General features: G+C 33.5%; 22 protein-coding genes and 1 tRNA gene. 8 read left to right on the forward strand and 15 right to left on the reverse strand.

The genetic code is table 11. From position 1 onward, the window contains the following. Nucleotides 1-18: 18 nt before the first annotated feature. Both ACE939_RS14800 and ACE939_RS14805 read right to left on the reverse strand, forming a co-directional pair. Entirely contained in the window at nucleotides 19-1,617 is a 1,599-nt protein-coding gene (locus tag ACE939_RS14800) for a 4Fe-4S binding protein (protein WP_378186396.1), read from the reverse strand. A gap of 39 nt (nucleotides 1,618-1,656) precedes the next feature. Continuing rightward, nucleotides 1,657-2,958, reverse strand: a complete 1,302-nt coding sequence (locus ACE939_RS14805) for an NAD(P)/FAD-dependent oxidoreductase (protein ID WP_378186398.1) — start codon at nucleotides 2,956-2,958, stop codon at nucleotides 1,657-1,659. A gap of 318 nt (nucleotides 2,959-3,276) precedes the next feature. On the opposite strand from ACE939_RS14805, the gene ACE939_RS14810 reads away from it, so the two are divergent. After that, on the forward strand, nucleotides 3,277-3,429 hold the full coding sequence (locus tag ACE939_RS14810) for a YqaE/Pmp3 family membrane protein (RefSeq protein WP_378186399.1): 153 nt from the start codon (nucleotides 3,277-3,279) through the stop codon (nucleotides 3,427-3,429). Nucleotides 3,430-3,465: 36 nt separating this feature from the next. After that, on the forward strand, nucleotides 3,466-4,044 hold the full coding sequence (locus tag ACE939_RS14815; protein ID WP_378186401.1) for a hypothetical protein: 579 nt from the start codon (nucleotides 3,466-3,468) through the stop codon (nucleotides 4,042-4,044). Nucleotides 4,045-4,217: 173 nt separating this feature from the next. On the opposite strand, the gene ACE939_RS14820 is transcribed toward ACE939_RS14815, so the two are convergent. From ACE939_RS14820 to ACE939_RS14860, 9 genes are all read right to left on the reverse strand, one after another. Further along, on the reverse strand, nucleotides 4,218-4,940 hold the full coding sequence (locus ACE939_RS14820; protein WP_378186403.1) for a TIGR04283 family arsenosugar biosynthesis glycosyltransferase: 723 nt from the start codon (nucleotides 4,938-4,940) through the stop codon (nucleotides 4,218-4,220). Between the two features lie 32 nt (nucleotides 4,941-4,972). Then, complete coding sequence (locus tag ACE939_RS14825) at nucleotides 4,973-5,776, reverse strand: DUF547 domain-containing protein (protein WP_378186404.1); 804 nt, start codon at nucleotides 5,774-5,776, stop codon at nucleotides 4,973-4,975. 17 nt (nucleotides 5,777-5,793) lie between these two features. Further along, on the reverse strand, nucleotides 5,794-6,687 hold the full coding sequence (locus tag ACE939_RS14830; protein WP_378186407.1) for a sterol desaturase family protein: 894 nt from the start codon (nucleotides 6,685-6,687) through the stop codon (nucleotides 5,794-5,796). A gap of 171 nt (nucleotides 6,688-6,858) precedes the next feature. After that, nucleotides 6,859-7,827, reverse strand: a complete 969-nt coding sequence (gene arsM, locus ACE939_RS14835) for an arsenosugar biosynthesis arsenite methyltransferase ArsM (RefSeq protein ID WP_378186409.1) — start codon at nucleotides 7,825-7,827, stop codon at nucleotides 6,859-6,861. Nucleotides 7,828-7,867: 40 nt separating this feature from the next. Then, nucleotides 7,868-8,680 (reverse strand): purine-nucleoside phosphorylase, encoded by an 813-nt coding sequence (locus ACE939_RS14840; protein ID WP_378186411.1) that lies wholly within the window; start codon nucleotides 8,678-8,680, stop codon nucleotides 7,868-7,870. Beyond that, the gene (locus ACE939_RS14845) at nucleotides 8,681-9,298 is read right to left on the reverse strand and encodes a TIGR04282 family arsenosugar biosynthesis glycosyltransferase (protein WP_378186413.1); all 618 of its coding nucleotides are present in this window, start codon (nucleotides 9,296-9,298) and stop codon (nucleotides 8,681-8,683) included. A gap of 25 nt (nucleotides 9,299-9,323) precedes the next feature. Next, nucleotides 9,324-9,815: a rhodanese-like domain-containing protein gene (locus ACE939_RS14850; RefSeq protein ID WP_378186415.1), complete on the reverse strand. Its 492-nt coding sequence runs from the start codon at nucleotides 9,813-9,815 to the stop codon at nucleotides 9,324-9,326. Nucleotides 9,816-9,833: 18 nt separating this feature from the next. Further along, nucleotides 9,834-10,889 (reverse strand): arsenosugar biosynthesis radical SAM (seleno)protein ArsS, encoded by a 1,056-nt coding sequence (gene arsS / locus ACE939_RS14855; protein ID WP_378186416.1) that lies wholly within the window; start codon nucleotides 10,887-10,889, stop codon nucleotides 9,834-9,836. Nucleotides 10,890-10,952: 63 nt separating this feature from the next. Next, nucleotides 10,953-11,288 (reverse strand): arsenosugar biosynthesis-associated peroxidase-like protein, encoded by a 336-nt coding sequence (locus ACE939_RS14860; RefSeq protein ID WP_378186418.1) that lies wholly within the window; start codon nucleotides 11,286-11,288, stop codon nucleotides 10,953-10,955. Between the two features lie 243 nt (nucleotides 11,289-11,531). On the opposite strand from ACE939_RS14860, the gene ACE939_RS14865 reads away from it, so the two are divergent. After that, nucleotides 11,532-12,557: a LacI family DNA-binding transcriptional regulator gene (locus ACE939_RS14865; protein ID WP_378186420.1), complete on the forward strand. Its 1,026-nt coding sequence runs from the start codon at nucleotides 11,532-11,534 to the stop codon at nucleotides 12,555-12,557. 27 nt (nucleotides 12,558-12,584) lie between these two features. On the opposite strand, the gene ACE939_RS14870 is transcribed toward ACE939_RS14865, so the two are convergent. The 4 genes from ACE939_RS14870 to ACE939_RS14885 all read right to left on the reverse strand — a co-directional run bounded on the left by ACE939_RS14870 (nucleotide 12,585) and on the right by ACE939_RS14885 (nucleotide 16,117). Beyond that, nucleotides 12,585-13,442 (reverse strand): phosphatase PAP2 family protein, encoded by an 858-nt coding sequence (locus tag ACE939_RS14870; RefSeq protein ID WP_378186422.1) that lies wholly within the window; start codon nucleotides 13,440-13,442, stop codon nucleotides 12,585-12,587. A 100-nt stretch (nucleotides 13,443-13,542) separates the two neighbouring features. Continuing rightward, nucleotides 13,543-13,917, reverse strand: coding sequence for a PleD family two-component system response regulator (locus ACE939_RS14875; RefSeq protein WP_378186424.1), 375 nt, complete (start codon nucleotides 13,915-13,917; stop codon nucleotides 13,543-13,545). Further along, nucleotides 13,917-15,815, reverse strand: a complete 1,899-nt coding sequence (locus ACE939_RS14880) for an ATP-binding protein (protein WP_378186426.1) — start codon at nucleotides 15,813-15,815, stop codon at nucleotides 13,917-13,919. Before ACE939_RS14880 ends, ACE939_RS14875 begins: the two co-directional genes overlap by 1 nt. A 229-nt stretch (nucleotides 15,816-16,044) precedes the next feature. Further along, a tRNA-Phe gene (locus tag ACE939_RS14885) sits at nucleotides 16,045-16,117 on the reverse strand. A gap of 98 nt (nucleotides 16,118-16,215) precedes the next feature. Here ACE939_RS14885 and ACE939_RS14890 point away from each other — a divergent pair. From ACE939_RS14890 to ACE939_RS14910, 5 genes are all read left to right on the forward strand, one after another. After that, entirely contained in the window at nucleotides 16,216-16,947 is a 732-nt protein-coding gene (locus tag ACE939_RS14890; protein WP_378186427.1) for a type III pantothenate kinase, read from the forward strand. Further along, a complete protein-coding gene (locus tag ACE939_RS14895; protein ID WP_378186429.1) occupies nucleotides 16,944-18,188 on the forward strand; it encodes a hypothetical protein in 1,245 nt (414 codons plus the stop codon). Before ACE939_RS14890 ends, ACE939_RS14895 begins: the two co-directional genes overlap by 4 nt. Nucleotides 18,189-18,204: 16 nt before the next feature. Beyond that, a complete protein-coding gene (locus tag ACE939_RS14900; protein ID WP_378186431.1) occupies nucleotides 18,205-19,575 on the forward strand; it encodes a tetratricopeptide repeat protein in 1,371 nt (456 codons plus the stop codon). Then, nucleotides 19,575-20,132 carry an LPS export ABC transporter periplasmic protein LptC gene (gene lptC / locus ACE939_RS14905; protein WP_378186433.1) on the forward strand — a complete coding sequence of 186 codons (558 nt, stop codon included), beginning with the start codon at nucleotides 19,575-19,577 and terminating at the stop codon, nucleotides 20,130-20,132. Before ACE939_RS14900 ends, lptC begins: the two co-directional genes overlap by 1 nt. Nucleotides 20,133-20,335: 203 nt before the next feature. Beyond that, nucleotides 20,336-21,607 (forward strand): hemolysin family protein, encoded by a 1,272-nt coding sequence (locus ACE939_RS14910; protein ID WP_378186435.1) that lies wholly within the window; start codon nucleotides 20,336-20,338, stop codon nucleotides 21,605-21,607. Nucleotides 21,608-21,949: the final 342 nt, after the last annotated feature.

Below are 21,949 nucleotides of genomic sequence, written 5' to 3' on the forward strand. Positions count from 1 at the left end.
ATTTTTTTTTATCAAAAACTACTGACTTTGGTGTACATAATTCATGAGATCAATATCATTTCCAAGTAAAATTTCGTGCGAATTGATACGCCCTTTCATAGTATCATTTTCTAGTTTTAAAACACCTCTAGGACAAACAGCAGAGCATATACCGCATCCCACGCAACTTGAGCGCACAATGTTTTCACCTTTTTGTGCATATGCTCTAACATCGATACCCATTTCACAATATGTAGAACAATTACCACAAGAGATACACTGTCCTCCGTTTGTAGTTATTCTAAATTTTGAAAATAGCCGTTGTTGAAAACCTAAGATAGCGGCCATGGGACAACCAAAACGACACCAAACTCGGTTTCCCAAAATAGGATAGAATCCAGTTCCGATTACTCCAGAAAATATAGCACCAATCATAAAACCATAACTAGATCGTAATTTTTCTGCTCCAATTATAAAAAGATTTCCCTCGTTGCCAAAAAAATGTAGTGTGAGTAATGTAATGACTAGGGTGAAATATCCTATAGCACCATAAACCGCATCTTTGGCCAGTTCTTTTCGCTTAAAAATCATAACTAGAGTAAAAACTAGAGTTAAAAGTGCGCCTACACTAATTAAAAACAATTGTTTTGTTAACCAGTACTTGCTACTATCCTCACCAAGATAAGAATGTACCACCGCAATGGTCATTAATGTTACAAATACGACAACACTGTGAACTAACCAACGCTCGATTTTCCATGCGGTTTGACTTTTATCGCTTAGTTGACGAAAAGAATCTCCAGCAGTCTCTGCAAGTCCCCCACAACCACATACCCAACTGCAATACCAGCGTTTACCATATTTATATGTAAGGATAGGTGTAATGATAAAAATAGAAACGAGTCCAAAAATTAATAATCCCGTTCCCACGCTTCCTGCGCTTATAAAGCTGTCTACACGGTATTGCTCAAAATTATAATAATTGAGTGGCCATATGTTTTTTAAATCATAATATGGTAAAGAAAAGGTCTCAGAGTTTAATCTGGCCATAAATTCTGGAATTAAAAAGGCAAAGGCTAATTGGAAAAACATAACTGATACAGTTCTAATTTTTTCATAGCGATTATGTCGGTATTTTAATATAAATTTGAATCCAAAAGCAAGGATTGCAATGGTATAAAGCGTACCATATACGAACCATTGACTTGCAGGATTACCACTCAACAGTTTGCTTAAGGGGTCAAAAAGGCGAATCAGTCCAGTATTATCTCCCTCGCTTTGTAGACCTAGGAATTGAGGGAAAAAATATAGAATGATATAAAATCCAGTCAATATCACGCCTAATATCCAAGCCCAAACACCGCGGCTCGAAATCGATTTAAACCATACGCCATCATTCTTAATACCTTCCAAAGTATTGGAATAAGCGGCTGTAGAAAACCAAATTATTCCGCTAGATATTGCCGTTAAAGCAATTGTCAACCATACACCTTTGTTTGGAAAGTTATGGTTTGCTAGTGCTAAAATTAAAACACCTATTCCAAACAACCCTAAGACCACAGCAAATTTTTGCGAAGTAGTTAATGATTTGGGAGGGTTTCCGCCAGTAAGTGACATGTTATGTTCAATATGTTCCATAAAACAATAGTAAAACTTAAGAAGTTGGTTAATTATGTATTAAACGTGTACGCTAGACGAAGTATAAAATGATTGTTGTATCTCTTGTTCGTGATGCGAATAAAACTCAGGATCAAAATTAGCATCCTTGAGATTATCAATTACGTAGTTAATATCTTTTTGATCGGTAAGCCAGCGATCAAAAACCTCATGGCGCATGCGTATACCAAAGGTATTGATTCCTATAAATTGTAAGGTATCCTTGTGATAGTTAATAGTAATAGCTTTGGTGTCATCAGGGTGCTTCCAATGAAAATGTTTTTCAAAGGGCCTTGGTCTCGCAAAAACCCAACCGTAGGTTTGGTATTCGATATCCAAGAATTTAGCGCTGTTAAACCAGTGACCTGGTCGATACTCGGTGGGGTTACCACAAATTGTTTGCGCTACAGTTTCTCCCATCATCCTGCCAGTATACCAAACAGCTTCTATCGTCTTTCTATCACCTATAGGCACTCTCTGTTCTGCACAATCTCCTATGGCAAAAATATTAGAGATGTTTGTTGTTAAAAAGGAGTTTACCAATACACCTCGGTTCATTTCTAGGTTGCTATTTTTTAAAAAGTCAATGTTAGGAGATACTCCAGCGGTTAGACCTACAACCGAGCATTCAATAACTTCCTGAGTTTCTTTAATAACTACACCCTTTACAGCACCATTAGTGTCAAGTAAGATCTGATCAAGGTTAGTGTTTAAACGTAAATCTATATGATGATTTTGTATATGTCGATTAATCATCATACTCTCTCCAACGGGCAATACACTCCCCCAAAAACTTTTTTCTCTTACCAAGAATGTAACGGGAATATCTCTGGATCTCAACATTTCGGCGAGTTCGATGCCAATTAAACCACCGCCAACAATCACAGCTCTCTTGCAAACCTTATTATTAGGTGCTATTTGTTCTAAAGTATCAAGGTCTTGCTTATGATATAACCCTAGTACACCCTCACCGTCTTGTCCAGGCCATCCAAATTTGTTTGGTTTTGAACCGGTAGCAATAATAAGTGTGTCATAAGATAAAGAATCTCCATTTTCAAAAAGAAGTGTGTTTTGGGTATCTTGAATTTGAGTAACGTAGCCATGTTTAAGCTGGATTTTATTTTTCTTCCAGAATGTGTTTTCGTAAGGCTGGGTATGTTCAAATTTCATATGTCCCATATAAACATACATCAAGGCAGTTCTAGAGAAAAAATATTCTGTTTCAGAAGATACTATAGTAATCTTTTTATCCGAAAGTTTTCTAATATGCCGTGCTGCAGTGACACCAGAAATTCCGTTGCCTAGTATTACGATATGTTCCATAAAATTTTGCATTTAGGTTTGGAGTAAAATACGCTTCTCAAACGTATATGTCGCAATCAACTGTTAGAACTTAAAGTTATAACATCATTTTTTTCAAAAGATGCTAATTATTTTGGTTAATTAAGTTACATAGCAGAGGCTGAAACTTTATAAATAGTTAATAAATATATAATTTAATTCTCAGTACGCTATTTAATAGTCAAAAAATTAACATAAAAGTTATGTAGCGTTAAACATTTATCAATTGAATTAATCTTAACGCTGTTTTGAAAATTAGGGTAGTAGTTTTGTAGCATAACAAATCAAAATTATTATCGTATGTCTTTAGTAACCATTATATTAAATATTTTACTACCTCCATTAGCCGTGTTTTTAAAACATGGATTAGGAATGACTTTTTTAATCAGTGTATTATTAACCTTAATAGGGTGGCTACCTGGAGTTATTCATGCGTTTATAGTAAATGATTAATATCAATTTTAAGTAACTAATCAAAAATAAAATTTTATGAAAAAACAATTATTTATCCTAGCTATAGCAAGTATTGCATTAATTAGCTGTGATGTAAATCAAAAAAAAGAAGCAAAACTACCAGAAGTAGATGTTGATATAGATACAGAAAAAGGACAACTACCATCTTTTGAAGTAGATTGGGCAGATGTAAATGTGGGTACTAAAACAAAAACTATCAAGGTACCCAAAGTAGTTATTGTTATGGAAGAAGAGGAAGTAGAAGTTCCTTATATCGATCTAGATATGCCTAACGAGGGTGAGAAAGAGGAAATGAGTATCGTAGTTGAAACTGAAGTTTCGGGGAAAGAACATGATCTGGAAATTCAAGAAATTAGAGCAGACGGTAAAAGATTGTATGTGATTTCTACATTAGAAGCTTTGGAAACTGATTTAGGAAACAAAACAATGCGTATACAAGATCAAATTGAAATCAACGCGCCTGATTTGGATATCAAACATATCATTGTAGGTGAGCGTCCAGATAGAACCTTTAACGGACAGTATACATACGTTAAAACGATGAATGATTTTAATGATCGAATTAAAAATGCAAAGGTAATCTATAAGCGATAGTATAGTTAATGGTTTATTGTAGATTACTTTTTGGCTCTCAGATTTTTCTGAGAGCCATTTTTTTATCTACAAAAGTTCACGCCAGAGTATAGTAATTACCATAGGTGTTAAGAAAAAATATAAGTTGAATTGTTATCTGAAGATTGGTATTACAATGTGTTTTAACTATAAAATTACTTAGATATCTTTTCTTTATAGTAATCATATAGCTCGCTACCACTGGCACCTAACCATCGTTTAAGATACATAGCTAGATAATAATATTGCAAGCGCCAAATACCGTGTTTATGATAACGTCTGGCTGAAGTTATAATCCACTCGGGAATTACTGCAAACATTTTCTGATCATATAACTTACCAATAAAATCATTGTCTTCAAATATGATGTAGTTTTCGTCAAATCCACCAATGTTATTGAACAGTTTTTTACAAACAAACAGACTTTGATCTCCACCTCTGCAAGCTCTATGATTTATTTTTGTAAACCAAGACATTAGGCGTAACCACCAGTGGCTATCATCAAACTTCATTCTAAAACAGCCCGCTTTTTTACCATTAGAAATAAAGGAAGCGATAGCGGTGTCAAAATGAGTTGGAGGAAAACTATCTGCGTGCAAAAAATATAAAATTTCAGCCTTGGCATGTTGAGCCCCAAAATTCATTTGGGAAGCTCTTCCTTTTTTTGATGTCAAAATTTTTATCGGAAAAGAAGTCGAATCATTTGTTATTATACGTTTGTTACTATAGTTTTTTATTTTTTCGATAGTGTGATCATGACTTCCACCATCAATCAATAAAAGTTCCTCGACCACTGGACCCGAAACCGTGTCGAGATGCTTTAATAGCAATTCGATTGTGTTTTCTTCATTAAAAACTGGGACGAGAATACTAATCATTATCCAATATGCCTGTAAACAAGTTTGATAGATTACTCATTTAGGCTCCAGTTATATTTTAAAAATCTAATCTTTGCAGTAGTACTAATGGGTACAGTTGTATAGGGATTGATAAAATCAATAATTGATCTATTACCATTTATTAAATAATCTTTTTTATACCAATCAAAGATTGATGACAACTGTAAAGAATTTGCCGTTATTATATTTTTATCACTATTTATAAACTCTCTAGTAGCTTTATCTAGTTGTTTATTTATTTTACTAGCTGTAAAAGCTTCATTTAGAAGTTTTGGACAAGAAACCGAAGCACAATTAATAGCAAAATGAATTCTGGGTTCATTCATTTTACGCAAAATCTCATGCTCTATTTTACTTAAAGAAAGCATTTTATTCCCTAAGGGAACTATATCCTTGGTCCAAGCTCCTCTAATGTCTTTAATACTACTAACTGGATAATTTTCAACAATTAAATCAATAGTATACGCATTATATAAATTAATATAAAATGCCAAAAGCTCTTGTTTTGACCAATTTTTATTAGGATTCATTCTTGATAAATACTCTAAATACCTTTGTAAGATTACTCGATTTTTTTTGAGTCCTTTATAGTTGACATCGCCATTTGGGTACACATAAATTTTTAAGATCCTATCCCAAGAACTATGATCAATTTTACTAGCATCATTAATTTTATTTTCACATAATATCTCAGCGTCAATTGTATTACAATGATCTTGCTTTATTATTTCTATGGGTGCTGAGAATAATGAGTAGTTACCAGTGCTAACCAATAGCAGGAGTAACAGCATCGAGCGTTTAAACACTACCTTCATATGAGTATATTTTATGTTCAATTATAATTTGTTTCTTTAAATGGGTGCAATTCTTGAGCCAAAAAATTTTTAGGAAATTTTTCATCCCCATCAAAACCTAATTCAATGTCACGTCCATTGGTTGGTATATAATTCGTTTTAAATAAATAATCCCACAGACTAAGAGAAATACCAAAATTAACACCCACTAATTTATCTTCAGGGAGTTTTTTGGCATGATGCCATATATGCATTTTAGGATTATTCAAAATATATTTCATAACACCATAATCCCATCCCAAATTTGCATGATTAATGTGTCCTATAGCCAATGCAAAAAAATGTACTATTGCTACATCTTGTGCATCGAACCCACCAATCACAGCTATGGGAATGTAAAGTAGAGATTTGTAAATAACAGGTTCCATCCAATGGTATCTAAGATGACCAGCAAAACCCATTTCTTTTATAGAATGATGAACTTTATGAAAATTCCACAAAACTGGTATTTTATGCAATAAGCGGTGTGTGTTCCATTGCACAAAATCGGTGATTAAAAAAAATAGTAACAATCCTAAAAATCTAGGCAAAACATCTACATCAAAAATCTGAAAATCTGAGATTTTAAGATTAAAAACATTCAAAAACGTATTAAAAAAATGCTCAGCAACATTAGACAATGCAATAAATACGATTAAATTAAGTAAAAAGAAATTAAAAAACATGTAAAAAGCATCTAACCAAAAACCTTCACGGAATTTTGATTGATTTTTTCGCCATGGAAAAACAATCTCAAGTATCCAGACACACAGTGACAAGAGGATGAGTCCATAAAAATAGTTGGACCATTCGCTTTGAAACGAAATCTCTTTGACTAGATAGTTCCAGTATCCAGTATAGGAATCGCTAATGATTTGAAAATATTTTTTCATATACTGAGCTAGTACAATTTATTCAAATATGCTACTATAGTCGTAATAACAACATAAAACTAACAGTTACACAGGTAATTGATAAAGTTAACACAATAAAAGCGCGTAGTTTTAAGGGATGTTACCTAGCGGATTGAAAGTAGGTGATCTAGATCAATCCGCCAGATACGATTAACAACAACCTCCTCCATCATAGTGATAGGTAGATTCGCTGATAAAAATATCATTTCGTTTAAGATCAGATAAAGCATTTGCTGTTTTATCACAAATCGCCAAGGGTTGATTCTTTACTAAAACGTGGCCCTTTTGATCGTCAAAATAATTTTCGTTACCATAATAAATAGCAGCTTTACCAGTAAAAATACAAGGACCATCTGATGGCATAGGATCTTTTATAGCAGCCACCTCAATAGATTCAATATAAATTAGCGTATCGGTCGCATAGTTTTGTGGATCCAAAATACGGTAAGGCTTACGTGCTCTAATCTCAATGGTACCAAAACCAACATCGGTTAATGCTTTTACATACTCTGCAATGGGTAAGCTTCCACTTAGACATAAAGCTCTTAATCGCTCATCATTACGCAAAGCATCATTCATTGGTTGTTCGCAAGTAGGATCGCTCATGACAAGTCTACCGTGAGGTTTCAAAACGCGATACATTTCTTGAATAGCTTTTTTGAGATCTTCTGCTTTAAAGATATTAAAAAGACAGTTCTGTGCAGCTACATCGATGCTATTATCTTCTACCGGAAGGTTAAGGGCGTCACCAAAACGCAAATCCACAAAATCTTTTTTAAACCAAGTATTTAAAGCTTCAGCTTCTTTAAAGTTTTTTTCTGAAGCTTCTAGCATTTCTTGTACGACATCTATTCCAATAACTCCACCTTTTTGTCTTGAAAAATATGAAAACTGTAATAATTCCATACCCCCGCCAACACCAACATATAGTATTTTTGGAGAGTTGGTTAGATCTCTAGCATTTACAGTGCTACCACAGCCATAGTTCATCTCTTGCATTATCTTCGGAATCTTTAGTCCGGGTAGTTCCCAAATAGGATTAGTGGTGCAGCATAGACCGACATCTGGTGTTAGTGCTGCGTCTTTGTACACATCGTGGGTGGTATCCAAATAACTCATAATATTTTTTATTAAGCGTTCAACGCTGTTTTGTTTATTGTTATAATTTTTTGATCACTTCTTTAAAAAGTGTAATCATATTAGGTTCAGCCTTTGCTGCCATGTTGATGATCTCGTCAATATTTATGGGGTTAAGATTATCGGGGTCACATTCATCGGTAAGAACCGAGATCGCCACCACTGGTAGGTTAAGATGGTTAGCCACGATTACCTCGGGGACAGTACTCATACCTACAGCATCGGCACCGATTATTTTCAAATAGCGATACTCTGCTCTTGTTTCTAATTGAGGTCCGAGTACAGAGGCATATACACCATTATGTAGCGTGATGTTATGGTCCACAGCAATAGACTTTATAGTAGCATTGATAGCGGTATCATAGGGGGCACTCATATCTGTAAAACGCGTACCCATTTGTTCTACCCCTTTAAATGCCAAAGGTGATCCACCTTGTAAATTGATATGATCCTCAATAAGCATTAATTCTCCTTTTTTAAAATCTAGATTTACCGCTCCCGACGCATTGGATACTAATAGAGTTTTAATACCTAAACTATGCATAATTCTAACAGGATAAGTAACATCTTGAAGAGTGTATCCTTCATAAAGATGAAATCTTCCTTGCATCACAATTACAAACTTACCTCCAAGTTTTCCGTAAATTAATTTTCCTTTATGAAACTCGACAGTTGCCGTAGGAAAATAGGGAATGTGATTATAGCTAATTTCTTTTATCACCTCAAGCTCATCTAACAATTGACCTAAGCCCGTACCTAAAATAATCCCGACTTCGGGCTTGTCAAATCCTTTTTCCTTTAAATAATCTCTTGTTTCTTGTATATACTTAATCATTTATGTTTTTTTTAAAAATTGCTGAAATACATCGATATCTTTAATGTCCTCAAAATAATCGATATCATTACGTTCGTCTAAAATTTTAACATTTTTACCTTTGAGATCTTCGAGTGTGTCTTTTAAAACTGTATTGGTTCCCCATTCTTTATTTTTGAAAACAGTGGATGTCAATATTTTCATACCCAAAAGATAGTATCCTCCATCTACTGCAGGACCAACTACAAAATCATGAGTGTTTAAAGCTTCAAAAGCCGTTTCAATATCGTTTTGAGTAATATCATAAAGGTCACTACCCATTATAATAATATGTTGATATCCTTTATCAAAACCTTCACAAAACGCATGATACATACGAGCTCCCAAATCATTTCCTACTTGTTTTTTTTTAGAATAGATCAAAGAATTCCAAATATCATTTTCTCGTATTTTTACGGAATAATGAACTTCTTTGTCAACCGTAAGCATTTGGGTAACATCCACGGTGTGCTGAAGCAAAAACTTGTAAATTTCTAATGCCGATTGCTCTCCAATTGTTGCAGCAAGTCTAGTTTTACACTTTCCTAGTTCAGGATTTCTGGTAAAAAGTACTAAGAGATCTTTAGATTTTTTGATCAATTGTAGTGAGTTTTATTAAATTATTTTAATAGATATTGATAGCATTTTTTGAATAAATACTCCATTCTTTTGAATATGCATGTAGCGTATCGGTCTTGGCATTTCTTATATTTACTATTGGAAAACCTTTATTTTTCCATTCAAAAATACCGCCATAAAGATTTTTTACATTTTTATAGCCAGCCAGTATAAGTTTTTTACCAATAAAGTGTGATCGCACACCAATACTACAATAAACAATTATTGAAATATTTTGGTTTGGATAAGTCACTTTAAATGCGTTCATATCGAAATCAGTATAGCCAACAAAAACAGATTGTGCTATATGACTTACATCAAACTCATCTTTAGATCTTGTGTCCAAAATGATGGCATTATCTTTACCATTTCTAAAATCTTCAATAGCCATAGATGGTACAGAACCATCAGTATGGCGTTGCATAACACTATCTAGGCTTATTTGCGCAAATATGATTTGCGTAAAGTTTAAAAGTAAAATGTAAATAAAATATCTCATGGAACAAGTATATTTTAGCTATGCGACAGTTCCCTGGCAACTACTTCCAGCTCCTGCTGTACAGCCATAGCAATGTTGAGATATCATAATATCCCTATCGTTCAAAATAGCTTCATTATAATCCTTAATATGCTTGATTTTACTAGCAACTTTAAGATCTAACATTTGGTTAAAGTCACAGTCAAATAAATAGCCATCCCAACTAATAGAAATAGTGTTGGTGCACATAACGTTATCTACAGCACTCGGATTATATGCTTCAACAAGCGCATACATATAGTCTTCATAATTTTCTGAAGCGATTAAGTAATCAAGAAATCTACTAATTGGTAAATTAGTTATGGCAAATAAGTTATGAAACTGAATATTAAAATCTTCTAAAAGCGCTTTTTTAAAATCTCGTTCAAGAGCTCCTTGATCACTGGGCAAAAATGCCCCCGATGGATTATAAACTAAATCTAACTTAAGCGTACTACCAGGCATACCATAACCTCTATCGTTTAGTTCTTGTAAAGCCTTTATTGATTTATCAAAAACGCCTTCACCTCTTTGTTTATCTGTTTTGCCACGAGTCCAGTGAGGCATTGATGAAACAACATGTACATTATATTTCTTGAAAAAATCAGGTAAGTCGTGATATTTTTTATTAGCTCTTATAATAGTTAAATTACTTCTTACTATAAAGTCTTTAATACCCACTTTACTAGCCTCTGTAACAAACCATCGAAAATTTGGATTCATTTCTGGAGCACCCCCAGTTAGATCCAAAGTATGAGCTCCTGTATTTTTGATAACTTCTAGACAGTGAGACATTGTTTCTTTGGTCATGATTTCTTTGCGATCAGGTCCAGCATCAACATGACAATGTTCACAAACCTGATTGCACATATAACCCACGTTAATCTGAAGAATTTCTAATTTTTTTGGACGCAAAGTTTTATGACCAGACTCTGCTATTTTATCTGAAAAACGAGGAAGCTCTCCACTTTTAAAAATACCGTTGTTGAGGATTTTGAGCTGTTTTGTCGCATAAGCCAATTCGTCATTTCTTTTCTGTAAAGATTTCGTTATCATAAATAAGAGGTAAACTATTTAAATATATAGGTGGTGGAGCATTTTAATTATTTTAAGTTTTATTTACATAGATAATTTTTCATACTTATTCATCATTTGAACACTATGTACAAGTGTCGCTCCACTTTCGATAGCAGCTCCGGCATGAACGGCTTCCATCATTTCTTCTTTTGTGATACCACGTTGCAACCCATCTTTAGTATATGCGTCAATACAATAGGGACATTTTACCACATGAGAAACTGCCAATGCAATTAATGATTTTTCACGAGCAGTAAGTGCTCCTTCTTCAAAAACCTTTCCGTAGTAGTCAAAAAATTTTTTTCCTAACTCTTCATTCCATTCTGTGATATTACCAAATTTTCGTAAATCTGCTGGATCATAATAGGGCTTTGCCATAGTCGTTATAAGTTTTAAAAATAGTTATAGTAGTCGCTACTTACGCATCACAACTTACAAAAAAATGTTGAAAATTTTACTTGTGTACAATAGAGATATGCTCGATTTCATTGTATAAAAATTATTTGTAACAGTATGCTTCAAGATGAAACAAACAGATAATAAAATCAATTAAATAACGTATTTTTAACCTTTGACGAACTATCATTTGTCGATTCAATAATAGAAGTAACTGAATAAAAAATGAGAAAAAAGGTAACACTTAAGCAATTAGCAAAGGAATTGAATCTATCCATTTCTACAGTGTCCAAATCGTTAAAAGACGACAAAGAAATAAGTCAAAAAACTATAGCAAGGGTTAAGGAACTAGCGGCATTTTATAATTTTAAACCTAACGCACTAGCAGTTGGCTTAAAAAGTAAAAAAACGAATACCATTGGCGTAATATTGCCTGATATTTTGAATCATTTTTTTGCCAAAGTTTTACATGGTATAGAAACAGAAGCAGCTAAAAAGGGCTATAAAATTTTAACCTGTATTTCAAACGAATCGTATCAAAAAGAGGTGGATTATATTGAGATGCTTTCTAATAATAGTGTAGATGGATTAATTGTATCACTAAGTCAAGAAACTCAAATTGGTAATCAATTAGCACACATTAGGGAGTTAAAAAGAGATAATATTCCAGTAGTGCTTTTTGATAGAGTAAGCGATATGATAGATTGTGATAAGGTAATTATCGATGATGCCAAAGCCGCAGCTAATGCAATGCAGTATTTGATAGACTCGGGGTGTAAACGTATTTGTATTATAACAACAATTTTTAATTTAAGTGTAGGGGCTTTGCGATGTAAAGGAGCAAAAGAGATTGCAGAGCAGTACGACGATGTTTTATGTCATATACTTACGATAGACGATAGTAACCAAATTGAATTGATGATTGAAAGTTTTTTGCAATCCAATGAGATTGATGCTATTCTAGGACTTGATGAAACTGCGGCGGCAGTTTCAGTCAATATAGCTGCAAAAATGAATTTAAAAATCCCAGAGCAGTTATCGGTTATTGGTTTTACCGATGGATTATTGGCAAAATATTCTTATCCAAAATTGAGTATCGTTTCTCAACATGCAGAAAAATTAGGAATAATTGCGACACAAACTTTATTGGATCGCTTATCAATGGATTTATCAAAGAATACAAGGTCTATTACTAAGGTAGTCGATACAACCTTAGTGCTTAGGGACTCCACATTGTCAAAGCGAGATTAGATACTCGTTAAAATAGGTAAGAAATCGTTAAAAACTTCCTATCAATCCAAGTTGGCCAGGGCCTAAAGTTATGTTCCAACGTATGCCCAGTCGTTCATTTTTATAGGCATATCGTTTATTTGTATTCAAATAATTATCAATCCCGTCTACTACTACTACACTAATAGCAACACCCAAAACTACATCGGTTAGCCAGTGAGCACCCGCCCAAAGACGTGAAACTGGTGATATAAGACCCAAAGCATAGATACTCCCTTTTATATACGGATTTTCAAATTGTTTTGAGACAGCGTAGGCAGTCGTAAAAGATAAAATAGAGTGACCCGAAGGAAATGAATGAAACCCTGCATCGCTAGAGTAAAATCTAAAGCTAGTGGGGCCTTTACCAGTAGAAGGTCTTGCACGACCAGCTAGTGTTTTACTCATGGTTTGAATAATACCTCCCGCAGTAGCAGATGCAATTAGTAACACTCCAGTCTTTCTGATTTTTTCATTTTTTGTAAGAATTCCAACAGCGTACACCCCAGTAGTTAGACCATAATTAATTAAGGGTTTGCCAAATCGAAAACCAGTTTCTTTGATGATTTTAGAAATATCTTCCTCCTGATCAGAGAAAAACTTATTTGCAGGTTCATCTACTGTAAGTAATAAGGCACTTCCAGTTACTATACCTGCAAAAGTTATCCAATCCTTACTTTTCCAACGCAGCGGGTTTGTATATACATGTGTGATGCCTCCTAGTGTTGATTTTCCGTCATACTTAATCATATCCCAGCGAGAGGGAGAGGTATTTGTTTGTAAACTATCAAATTCTTGTTCTTGACCAAAAAAGGTAAAAGTTATAAGTATAAAAAAAAATAGTAGTGCCGCTTTCAAAAAATTCATTTTGCAAAAATAATTGCTTACTATCAATCCTTTCTTAAATTTCTCTAAAAATTACCAAAACATGTAAATATAGAGTTTAAGAGATCTTAGCTAAAAAAAATTAAGCTACCGAATGGTCTTCCTTTATAAGTGATTCAACTTTATTTAAAAAAGGTTCTAATTCAAAAGGTTTTGCTATAAATCCTGCAGCTCCAGCAGCTATACATTCTGTTTCTGCTTCATGTAAAGCAGACATCATAAGAATTGGAATATGCTGAACTTTCTTATCTGACTTAAGTGAAGCACAAACTTCGGTTCCATCAATACCAGAAATATATTTATCCAACAATATTAATTGAATTTCATTATTTAAAATTTGTTCCTTGATCGTCTGCGGATCCTTGGTAATAATAGCTTCGTAATTATTAAATTCTAATATTTCTTTAACCATTACACCTAGAATTTTATCATCATCTACAACTAAAACAGTATTCATTAAGTATTTTTATTAAAATTATTTAAGGGTAAAGTGAATGTGAATTTTGAGCCCTTACCTTTTTTACTTTCTACTTCAATCATGCCTCCATGGCGATCTACGATTTCTTTGACTAAGAATAAACCAATACCAAAACCAGAAAAAGTGGTTTCATTTTCTCCTTCTACCCTGTAAAAGCGATCAAAGATTTTACTAAGATCTTTTTTAGAAATTCCTATTCCGTAGTCTTTAATACTAATTGCTCCATAATCTTTGTTTTTTTGAACTATTGAAATTTCTATTAATTGATTTTTTGGAGCATATTTTATTGCATTCGTTATCAGATTGATCAATACTTGTCCAATACGATCACGATCTGCATATACTTCTAAACTGATATCATCTCGAAATTGAACCTCTCCAATATCTGACGAAAATTTTATGTCTTCTACAGTCTCATAAACTAATTCATTAAGGTTAAAAACTGTTTTTTTTAATTCTAACTTACTGTTTTCTACTCTTGATAAATCTAGCATTTCAGAAATTAATCGAGTAAGTCTGGACACCTGACTATCAATTCTTTTTAGCGATTTTTGTACGGGTAAAAGTTCCTTGGAGATTGCTTCTTTAGCTTGGATCATACTAAGCAGTAATTGTACGTACCCTTTGATAGAAGTGACTGGAGTTTTAAGTTCATGGCTTACCATTTTCAAAAATTCTTCTTTTCTTCGTTGTTCTTCTTTGACTTTATGGATTTCGGTACAGGTACTTAACCAACTCTTTATTTTACCAGATATTTCATCGTGAATAGCTACCGTTCGGTACAAGTGCCATTTATAGGCACCAGTTTTATTTTGGCAGCGAACTTCCATCTCTTGATTATGTCCTGTTTGATAGGCTATATTCAATTTTTTAAAAAACTCTTTTTTATCATCAGGATGGATAATTTTGGTCCATCCTTTATTTTGTAATTTTTGCAAGCCTAAACCTGTATATTTTTGCCAACTTTTATTGTAATATATAATTTCACCCGTAGCATCTGCACTAATGATCTTATCTGGTAAAAGATCGATCATCTGTCTGAATTTTTTTTCGTTTTCAGAAATTTTATGATGTAGTTCTTTTTGTTTGGATACATTAATAGCGATAACAGCTACTTTTTCCACTTTTCCATTGAGGCTAAAGATAGGCTGGTAAGCAAAATCGTAAAAATCTTTGATTCTTTTTCCTTCTCTAAAATGTTCTGCTGGGACTTCGAATGCATGGTAAGCCTTTCCTGTATGCATTACTTGCAAGAGGAGGTTTTCAAAACCTTGTTCCTTAATTTCGGGGATAACTTCTAATAACGGTTTTCCTATGACATTTTTACCCTTGCCCCAGTTTTCAAGAATAGTATCGTTAGCAATTTCAATGCGTAAATCTTCTCCTTTTAGTATTGCAATTAAGTAAGGAGAAAGATAAATCAGTTGATCGTAGTTATGAATTTGTTCTAAAAGTCTGTTTTCTAATTTTTTTGAATCGGTAATTTCTTTTAGTGTAACCAGTAAATGCACGGGTGAACCTTTGGTTATAAAAATTTTTTTCACACTAGTTTCAAAATGTTTGTCATCAATTTTTACTTGTGTTTTTAATGAAAAGCTTGTTGGTTTTAGCAAAGCCGATTCAATTAAAGATTTAATTTTGAGATGATTCCATTTATGTTTATAAACCGTAAAAAATGATTTATTTAGAACATCGTTTGCAGTTGTATTTAATAATTCTAAAAAGGGAAGGTTGCTTTCTATAATGTGTGACTTATCATCCAATAAAACAACGGGATCACTTAAATTGTCAAAAATTATCTTTGTTAAACATGTCTTGTTTTCAGAGTGATTTTTGTCTTGCCTAGTGGTGATGCTATTCTTTTGGCTGTTTATCAAATATGGTTTTTTTAGCGCGCTATCTCTCATCTCAAATTTCCCGATCCTATAGATTTGGTAAAGATATGCTTAAAGTTGAGGGTAATATTATAAATTGATGTTAATGAGTATCATAATTTAGTTATTATATTGATAAAATAATCAGATATGTACGATTTGATGCTACAGAAATTAAAATTGTAAACAAAAAAAACCCGAACAAAAGTTCGGGTTTTCTATAGCTTTAAAGTGGTGCCTCCAGGAATCGAACCAGGGACACAAGGATTTTCAGTCCTTTGCTCTACCAACTGAGCTAAGGCACCTTGTTGTAAGCGGATGCAAATATAGGATCCTTTTTTTAATACGCAAAAGATTTTTTTAAAAAAATCGTTTTGTACCTTTGAAGAATAGTTAAAAAGTCATGAATTTAGTTGTTGATATAGGTAATACTTCTGTTAAGATTGGAGTGTTTTTGGAGGAAGTTTTGATCCATCACAAATCATTTCAAATAAAAGATTTTCAAGAGGTTATTGCTTTTGTTTTTTCAGAGTTTGATGGGATTGAAGCGGCTATTATTTGCTCTGTGGGAAGCCTGCCCAAAAAAGATTTATTTTTTTTAAAAAAAAAGACAAAAACTCTAGTGTTAAATGAAGATACAGCAATTCCTTTCAAAAATTTGTACAGTACACCACATACCTTGGGTGTGGATCGTATAGCATTAATTGCAGCGGCCGTATATCATAACAGAGGTCAAAATGTTCTAATTATTGATGCGGGTACTTGCATAACCTATGACTTCAAGAATAAAAATGAAGAATTTTTGGGAGGGGCTATATCCCCAGGGATTTATCTTAGATATAGGAGTCTACATCAACATACTGCAAAACTTCCAAAATTGAGTTTAACAACTCCGAATCAGCTTACTGGAGATAGTACAATTAGTGCTATACATTCTGGAGTTGTAAATGGTGTAGTTTACGAAATTAATGGAGTTATTGAAGAATATTGCAACATCTATGGTGATTTAACAGTTATTTTAACTGGTGGAGATGCACATTTTTTGTCTAAAAGATTAAAAAATAGCATATTTGCCACCTCTAATTTTTTATTAGAGGGTCTAAATTATATTTTAGCTTTTAATTATACTCAATGATAAAAAAGATTTTAGTAGTCCTGCTGGTGATTGTTACTGGTTTTTCATACGCGCAAGAGGGTACATCCTCTCCTTATTCCTACTATGGTATCGGGCTCCAAAAATTTAAAGGTACGGTCGAAAACAGATCAATGGGGGGATTGAGTTTTTTGACAGATAGTATTCATATAAATCTTCAAAACCCTTCTGCTTATGGTGATTTAAGGCTTACGGCCTATACCATAGGAGCTTCTTATAATAGCTTAAAACTTAATAGTCAAACCGCATCGGCTACTGCCGATAATGCTACGTTAGATTATCTCGCAGTAGCTATACCAGCTGGAAAATTTGGTTTTGGTTTTGGTGTAGTGCCTATCAATGCTGTTGGATATCAATTAGCATCAGAACAAGCAGATGGCTCACAAACAAAATTTAGTGGAACAGGAGGTCTTAATCGTGTGTTTTTGGCTGCTGGCGTTAGAATCAATAAAAACTTAAATGTAGGATTAGATCTACATTACAATTTTGGAAATATTCAAAACAAAGCACTCCTTACGCGGCCTAGCGTTTTATATAGTACGAGAGAAATCAATGACTCAAATTTATCTGGATTTAGTATGTCTTTGGGAGTCACATTTAAAACCATGCTTACCGAAAAACTTGAAATAACTACGTCATTAGTGTCAAGTCCGTCATTTGCTCTTTCATCAGATAACGATAGATCGCTATCCAGTGTTATTGCAAATGGTAATGGAGGAGAAACACTTATTGAGTCTCGGGATATCGAAGTAAATAATCGTGATCTCGATTTACCAGCAGAGTTTAAGTTTGGAACAGGAATTGGGGTGCCAAAAAATTGGTATGTAGGAGGAGAATACGTTTATGTGGATGCAGAAAAATTTGAAAACCGTTCATTTAATCAAGAAGGTGTCGAATATACAAATGCTTCAAAATTTAAAATGGGAGGTTATTACATCCCTAATTATCGCTCATTAACCAGTTACTTAAATCGTATTGTATATAGAGCAGGGGTGCGCTATGAAGAAACGGGATTGACTATAGATAACAATGCAATAAATGAGTTTGGCATATCTTTTGGGGTAGGATTGCCAGTGGGAAGATTATTCTCTAATCTAAATATCGGATTCGAATACGGACAACGTGGGACAAAAGATGCTGGATTAATACGAGAAGATTTTATGAACCTCTCCTTAAGTTTATCATTAAACGATCAATGGTTCAGACAAATAAAGTTTAATTAACTACAATTTATAAAATATGAATACTAAATTTTTATACACATTAGCAGCTGGTTTAGTTTGTGGAGTGGCGAGTCTTAATGCCCAAGCTATTGATTGCGCAACTACAGCTTCTATAGCATACGAGCATGCTAAGGTAAAAAACTATGAAGCAGCCGAAAAACCATTGTGGGAAGTTCGTAAAGAATGCCCAACGTACAGTGTTGCTACGTATCAATTTGGAGAAAAGTTATTGAAAGATAAATTGAAAAAAGCTCCCGATGCAGAAAAAACAGCGGTGGTGAATGAGTTAATAGCTTTAATGAAAGAGCGTTTTCAATATTTTCCTGGAAAAACCAAAGTAGGGGATTTACATTCAGATATAGGACAATTAATGTTTGACCATAATATCGGTACTAAAGATGCTCAGTTTGCAGAGTTTGATAAAGCTTATACCGAAGATAAAGATAACTTCAAGGGAGCAAAAAAGTTGTATACATATTTTACCTTGTTTGTAGATTTACATAATGAAGGTAAAAAAGAACTACAAGCTGTATTTGATCTTTATGATGACGTTACCGAAAAAATAGAAGGGGAAGAAAGTGAAAAAGCAGCTACGATAACAGAGTTAACAGAAAAACTAGATGCCGGTACTACACTTAGTGCCAAAGAAAAAAGAAGCCTAAAAAATGCCGAAATAAATTTGACTGCTTACAGTAAGGTAAAAGGTGGGGTAAATCAAAAATTAGGAGTTCTTGCGGATTGTGAAAATTTAATTCCTCTATATCAGGGGCAGTTTGAGGCAAAAAAAGGAGATGTTGTATGGTTAAAAGGAGCTGCAGGAAGAATGTCATCAAAAGAATGTACAGAAGATCCGTTATTTTTCAAATTGGTAGAAGCTTTACATAAAGCAGAGCCATCTGCTAAGTCAGCGTATTATTTAGGGTTACTTGCATTAAAAGATAATAAGAGATCAACAGCTTTAGATTATTTTAATCAATCTGCAGAATTGGAGACTAAGCCTAGTGATAAAGCAAAAGTATATTTTAGAATAGGTGAAGTTTTAAAAAAGCAAGGAAGTTTTGGTAATGCTAGAGGATACTACAGAAAAGCTCTAAAATTTAAGCCTTCTATGGGAGCTGCATATCTTAGAATAGCAAGTATGGTAGCTAGTAGTGCTAATGATTGTGGTACAGATGTGTTTAGTAAAAGAGCCGTGTATTGGTTAGCTGCAAATTATGCAAATAGAGCAGGTCAGGTAGATCCTAGTTTAAAATCGACTGCCTCTCAGACTGCTGCAAATTACAATGCAAAGGCACCTACAAAAACTGATATCTTTAATAATCCAGGAATTACAACTGTTAAAGTTGGATGTTGGATTGGTGAAACAGTAAAAGTTCCTAAGTTGTAATGCGCAAAAGCTTACTATATATAATCATAAACTTTGTCACAGTATTTTCTGTGACATTGTTTTTTTCGTGTAATTCTAAAAATGATTCAGATACTCACACAGTGAGTATTGAAGATGTTCCTATCGGTGAGATTTTTGATGTACATCTTAAATATACCGATTCAGGAAGGTTGACTGCGGTATTAAAAGCGTCCAAAATATTGGATTTTACAAATCAAAATTTCCCGTATCACGAATTTCCTAAGGGAGTAGTTCTAGACCTTATCGATAAAGAAGGTAAAATAAGTGTGATCAAAGCTGACTATGCAATTTCTTATAGAGAGACAGGGTTGATAGATATGCAGGGAAATGTGGATATTAAAACAGCAGACAGCACGCATCTTATAGCGCAACAACTGTACTGGAATCAAAATAAAGATTGGATATTTACAGATTTACCCTATACAAGTTATTTGCCCGATGGTGCTATCAATGAAGCCGATGGTTTTGATGCTAATCAAGATTTTACTATCTTGAATTCTCGCATTAATGAAGGTGTAATGATTATAGATGAATAATATATTATGATGAAATTTTTTAAGTTTTTTGAAATCGCTTATATTATAATCGCGATATTTTTTCTTTATCAAGCCTACGTTGAGTGGGGTTTAGAAGAGAGTAAAAGCATTTTGTATCTCTGCTTTGCAGGCGTTGCAGTCTTCATGTACTTCTTCAAACGAAACTTTCGTCGACGTATAGACGCTAATAAGAGCAGATGATAATGGAGCTCCAAATTATCGTTGTAATTATTTCATTAATTCTCTCAGCATTCTTTTCGGGAATGGAGATAGCTTATGTGTCTTCAAATAAAATTCATATTGAAATAGAGAAAAAACAAGGTGGTTTCTTGGCTAATATTTTAGCACGTCTAACCAAAAAGCCTTCAAAATTTATAGCTACGATGCTTGTGGGAAACAACATTGCATTGGTTATTTATGGGTTTTATATGGGAGACTTATTGGTGCAATTATTAGTTGAATTCTATCCGCAAATTGCTGGCGGTGGTTTAAGTCTTCTAATTCAAACAGTGTTGTCAACATTAGTTATCTTGTTGACAGCTGAATTCTTACCCAAAGTTTTTTTTCAGATTTACGCTAATTTTTTTCTAAAATTATTATCGTTTCCGGCTTACATTTTTTATGTTTTATTTTCTCCAATCTCTACCTTTATTATTTGGGTTTCTGATTTTGTATTGAAAAATTTTTTGAAAACGGATGGAGATGAAGTACAGTTAGCATTTAGTAAAACCGAATTGGGAGATTACATTACCGAACAAATGGAGGCTGTAGAGGCGCATGATGAAATTGATAGTGAAATTCAAATATTTCAAAACGCATTGGAGTTTTCTGAGGTTAAGTCTAGAGAAGTAATGATTCCAAGAACCGAAGTTGTCGCTGTAGACAAGAGCAAAGCGGTCGATGAGGTGAATACTATTTTTGTGGAAACGGGGCTTTCTAAGATTCTTGTATATAATGAGACTATAGATGATATAATTGGATATGTTCATTCGTTTGAACTTTTTAAGAAACCTACGTCTCTAAGATCAATATTAATGCCAGTGGTTTTTGTTCCAGAAACAATGTTTGTAAAAGACGTACTCAATTTATTGACCAAAAAACATAAAAGCATGGCTGTAGTGATAGATGAGTACGGAGGAACTAGTGGTATTATCACTGTCGAGGATATCGTCGAAGAACTATTTGGAGAGATTGAAGATGAACACGATTCTGTTGCCCTGATCGAAGAAAAACTTGATGCCGATAGGTATCGATTTTCTGCACGTATGGAGGTGGATTATATTAATGAAACCTATAAGATAAACTTACCAGTTAGTGACAATTATGAGACATTAGGAGGTATGATTGTAGATCATACCCAAGAAATCCCTCAGCAAGGCGATGAAATTATGTTAGGAGGATTTAAATTATATATTGTAGAGACCTCTACAACCAAAATTGAGATTGTCGAGTTGCAGTGTATCCACGAAGATTAATTTTTTTAAACTTGACTACTAACGTAAGTATAAAAACGATTTTTTATCGAATCATTTTTTCAGGCAATTAAATTTTAACGAGTAAGCATTGAGAGCATTTTCTATTTTAAAGTTTGCCTTTAATAAGCTTATTCTGTAAGAACTTTCATAAAGTTAATTTTAAAAGCTGCTTATACAATAGCCGTAGAGTAAATAATAATTTTAGTCTAAACAAATAGTGCTATAAGTAACATTGTAGAAAATATAATTACAGTAACGCCGCACCTTCCCGCAAGAAATAGATTTTTAAAATCTTTAAAAAAATAATGAGATATAGTGCTGTTTGTCAGATTATAAAAAAAG

Source organism: Aquimarina rhodophyticola (genome assembly GCF_042434915.1).
In the GTDB taxonomy this organism is placed as follows: domain Bacteria; phylum Bacteroidota; class Bacteroidia; order Flavobacteriales; family Flavobacteriaceae; genus Aquimarina.

Excerpts from the sequence above, each read along its gene's own strand:
- lptC (WP_378186433.1), top strand. The coding sequence starts at position 19,575 with ATGCGCAAAAGCTTACTATATATAATCATAAACTTTGTCACAGTATTT.
- ACE939_RS14815 (WP_378186401.1), top strand. The coding sequence starts at position 3,466 with ATGAAAAAACAATTATTTATCCTAGCTATAGCAAGTATTGCATTAATT.
- ACE939_RS14870 (WP_378186422.1), bottom strand. The coding sequence starts at position 13,442 with ATGAATTTTTTGAAAGCGGCACTACTATTTTTTTTTATACTTATAACT.
- ACE939_RS14895 (WP_378186429.1), top strand. The coding sequence starts at position 16,944 with ATGATAAAAAAGATTTTAGTAGTCCTGCTGGTGATTGTTACTGGTTTT.
- ACE939_RS14825 (WP_378186404.1), bottom strand. The coding sequence starts at position 5,776 with ATGAAGGTAGTGTTTAAACGCTCGATGCTGTTACTCCTGCTATTGGTT.
- ACE939_RS14800 (WP_378186396.1), bottom strand. The coding sequence starts at position 1,617 with ATGGAACATATTGAACATAACATGTCACTTACTGGCGGAAACCCTCCC.
- ACE939_RS14865 (WP_378186420.1), top strand. The coding sequence starts at position 11,532 with ATGAGAAAAAAGGTAACACTTAAGCAATTAGCAAAGGAATTGAATCTA.
- ACE939_RS14805 (WP_378186398.1), bottom strand. The coding sequence starts at position 2,958 with ATGGAACATATCGTAATACTAGGCAACGGAATTTCTGGTGTCACTGCA.
- ACE939_RS14820 (WP_378186403.1), bottom strand. The coding sequence starts at position 4,940 with ATGATTAGTATTCTCGTCCCAGTTTTTAATGAAGAAAACACAATCGAA.
- ACE939_RS14860 (WP_378186418.1), bottom strand. The coding sequence starts at position 11,288 with ATGGCAAAGCCCTATTATGATCCAGCAGATTTACGAAAATTTGGTAAT.
- arsS (WP_378186416.1), bottom strand. The coding sequence starts at position 10,889 with ATGATAACGAAATCTTTACAGAAAAGAAATGACGAATTGGCTTATGCG.
- ACE939_RS14810 (WP_378186399.1), top strand. The coding sequence starts at position 3,277 with ATGTCTTTAGTAACCATTATATTAAATATTTTACTACCTCCATTAGCC.
- ACE939_RS14900 (WP_378186431.1), top strand. The coding sequence starts at position 18,205 with ATGAATACTAAATTTTTATACACATTAGCAGCTGGTTTAGTTTGTGGA.
- arsM (WP_378186409.1), bottom strand. The coding sequence starts at position 7,827 with ATGAGTTATTTGGATACCACCCACGATGTGTACAAAGACGCAGCACTA.
- ACE939_RS14875 (WP_378186424.1), bottom strand. The coding sequence starts at position 13,917 with ATGAATACTGTTTTAGTTGTAGATGATGATAAAATTCTAGGTGTAATG.
- ACE939_RS14890 (WP_378186427.1), top strand. The coding sequence starts at position 16,216 with ATGAATTTAGTTGTTGATATAGGTAATACTTCTGTTAAGATTGGAGTG.
- ACE939_RS14830 (WP_378186407.1), bottom strand. The coding sequence starts at position 6,687 with ATGAAAAAATATTTTCAAATCATTAGCGATTCCTATACTGGATACTGG.
- ACE939_RS14910 (WP_378186435.1), top strand. The coding sequence starts at position 20,336 with ATGGAGCTCCAAATTATCGTTGTAATTATTTCATTAATTCTCTCAGCA.
- ACE939_RS14850 (WP_378186415.1), bottom strand. The coding sequence starts at position 9,815 with ATGAGATATTTTATTTACATTTTACTTTTAAACTTTACGCAAATCATA.
- ACE939_RS14840 (WP_378186411.1), bottom strand. The coding sequence starts at position 8,680 with ATGATTAAGTATATACAAGAAACAAGAGATTATTTAAAGGAAAAAGGA.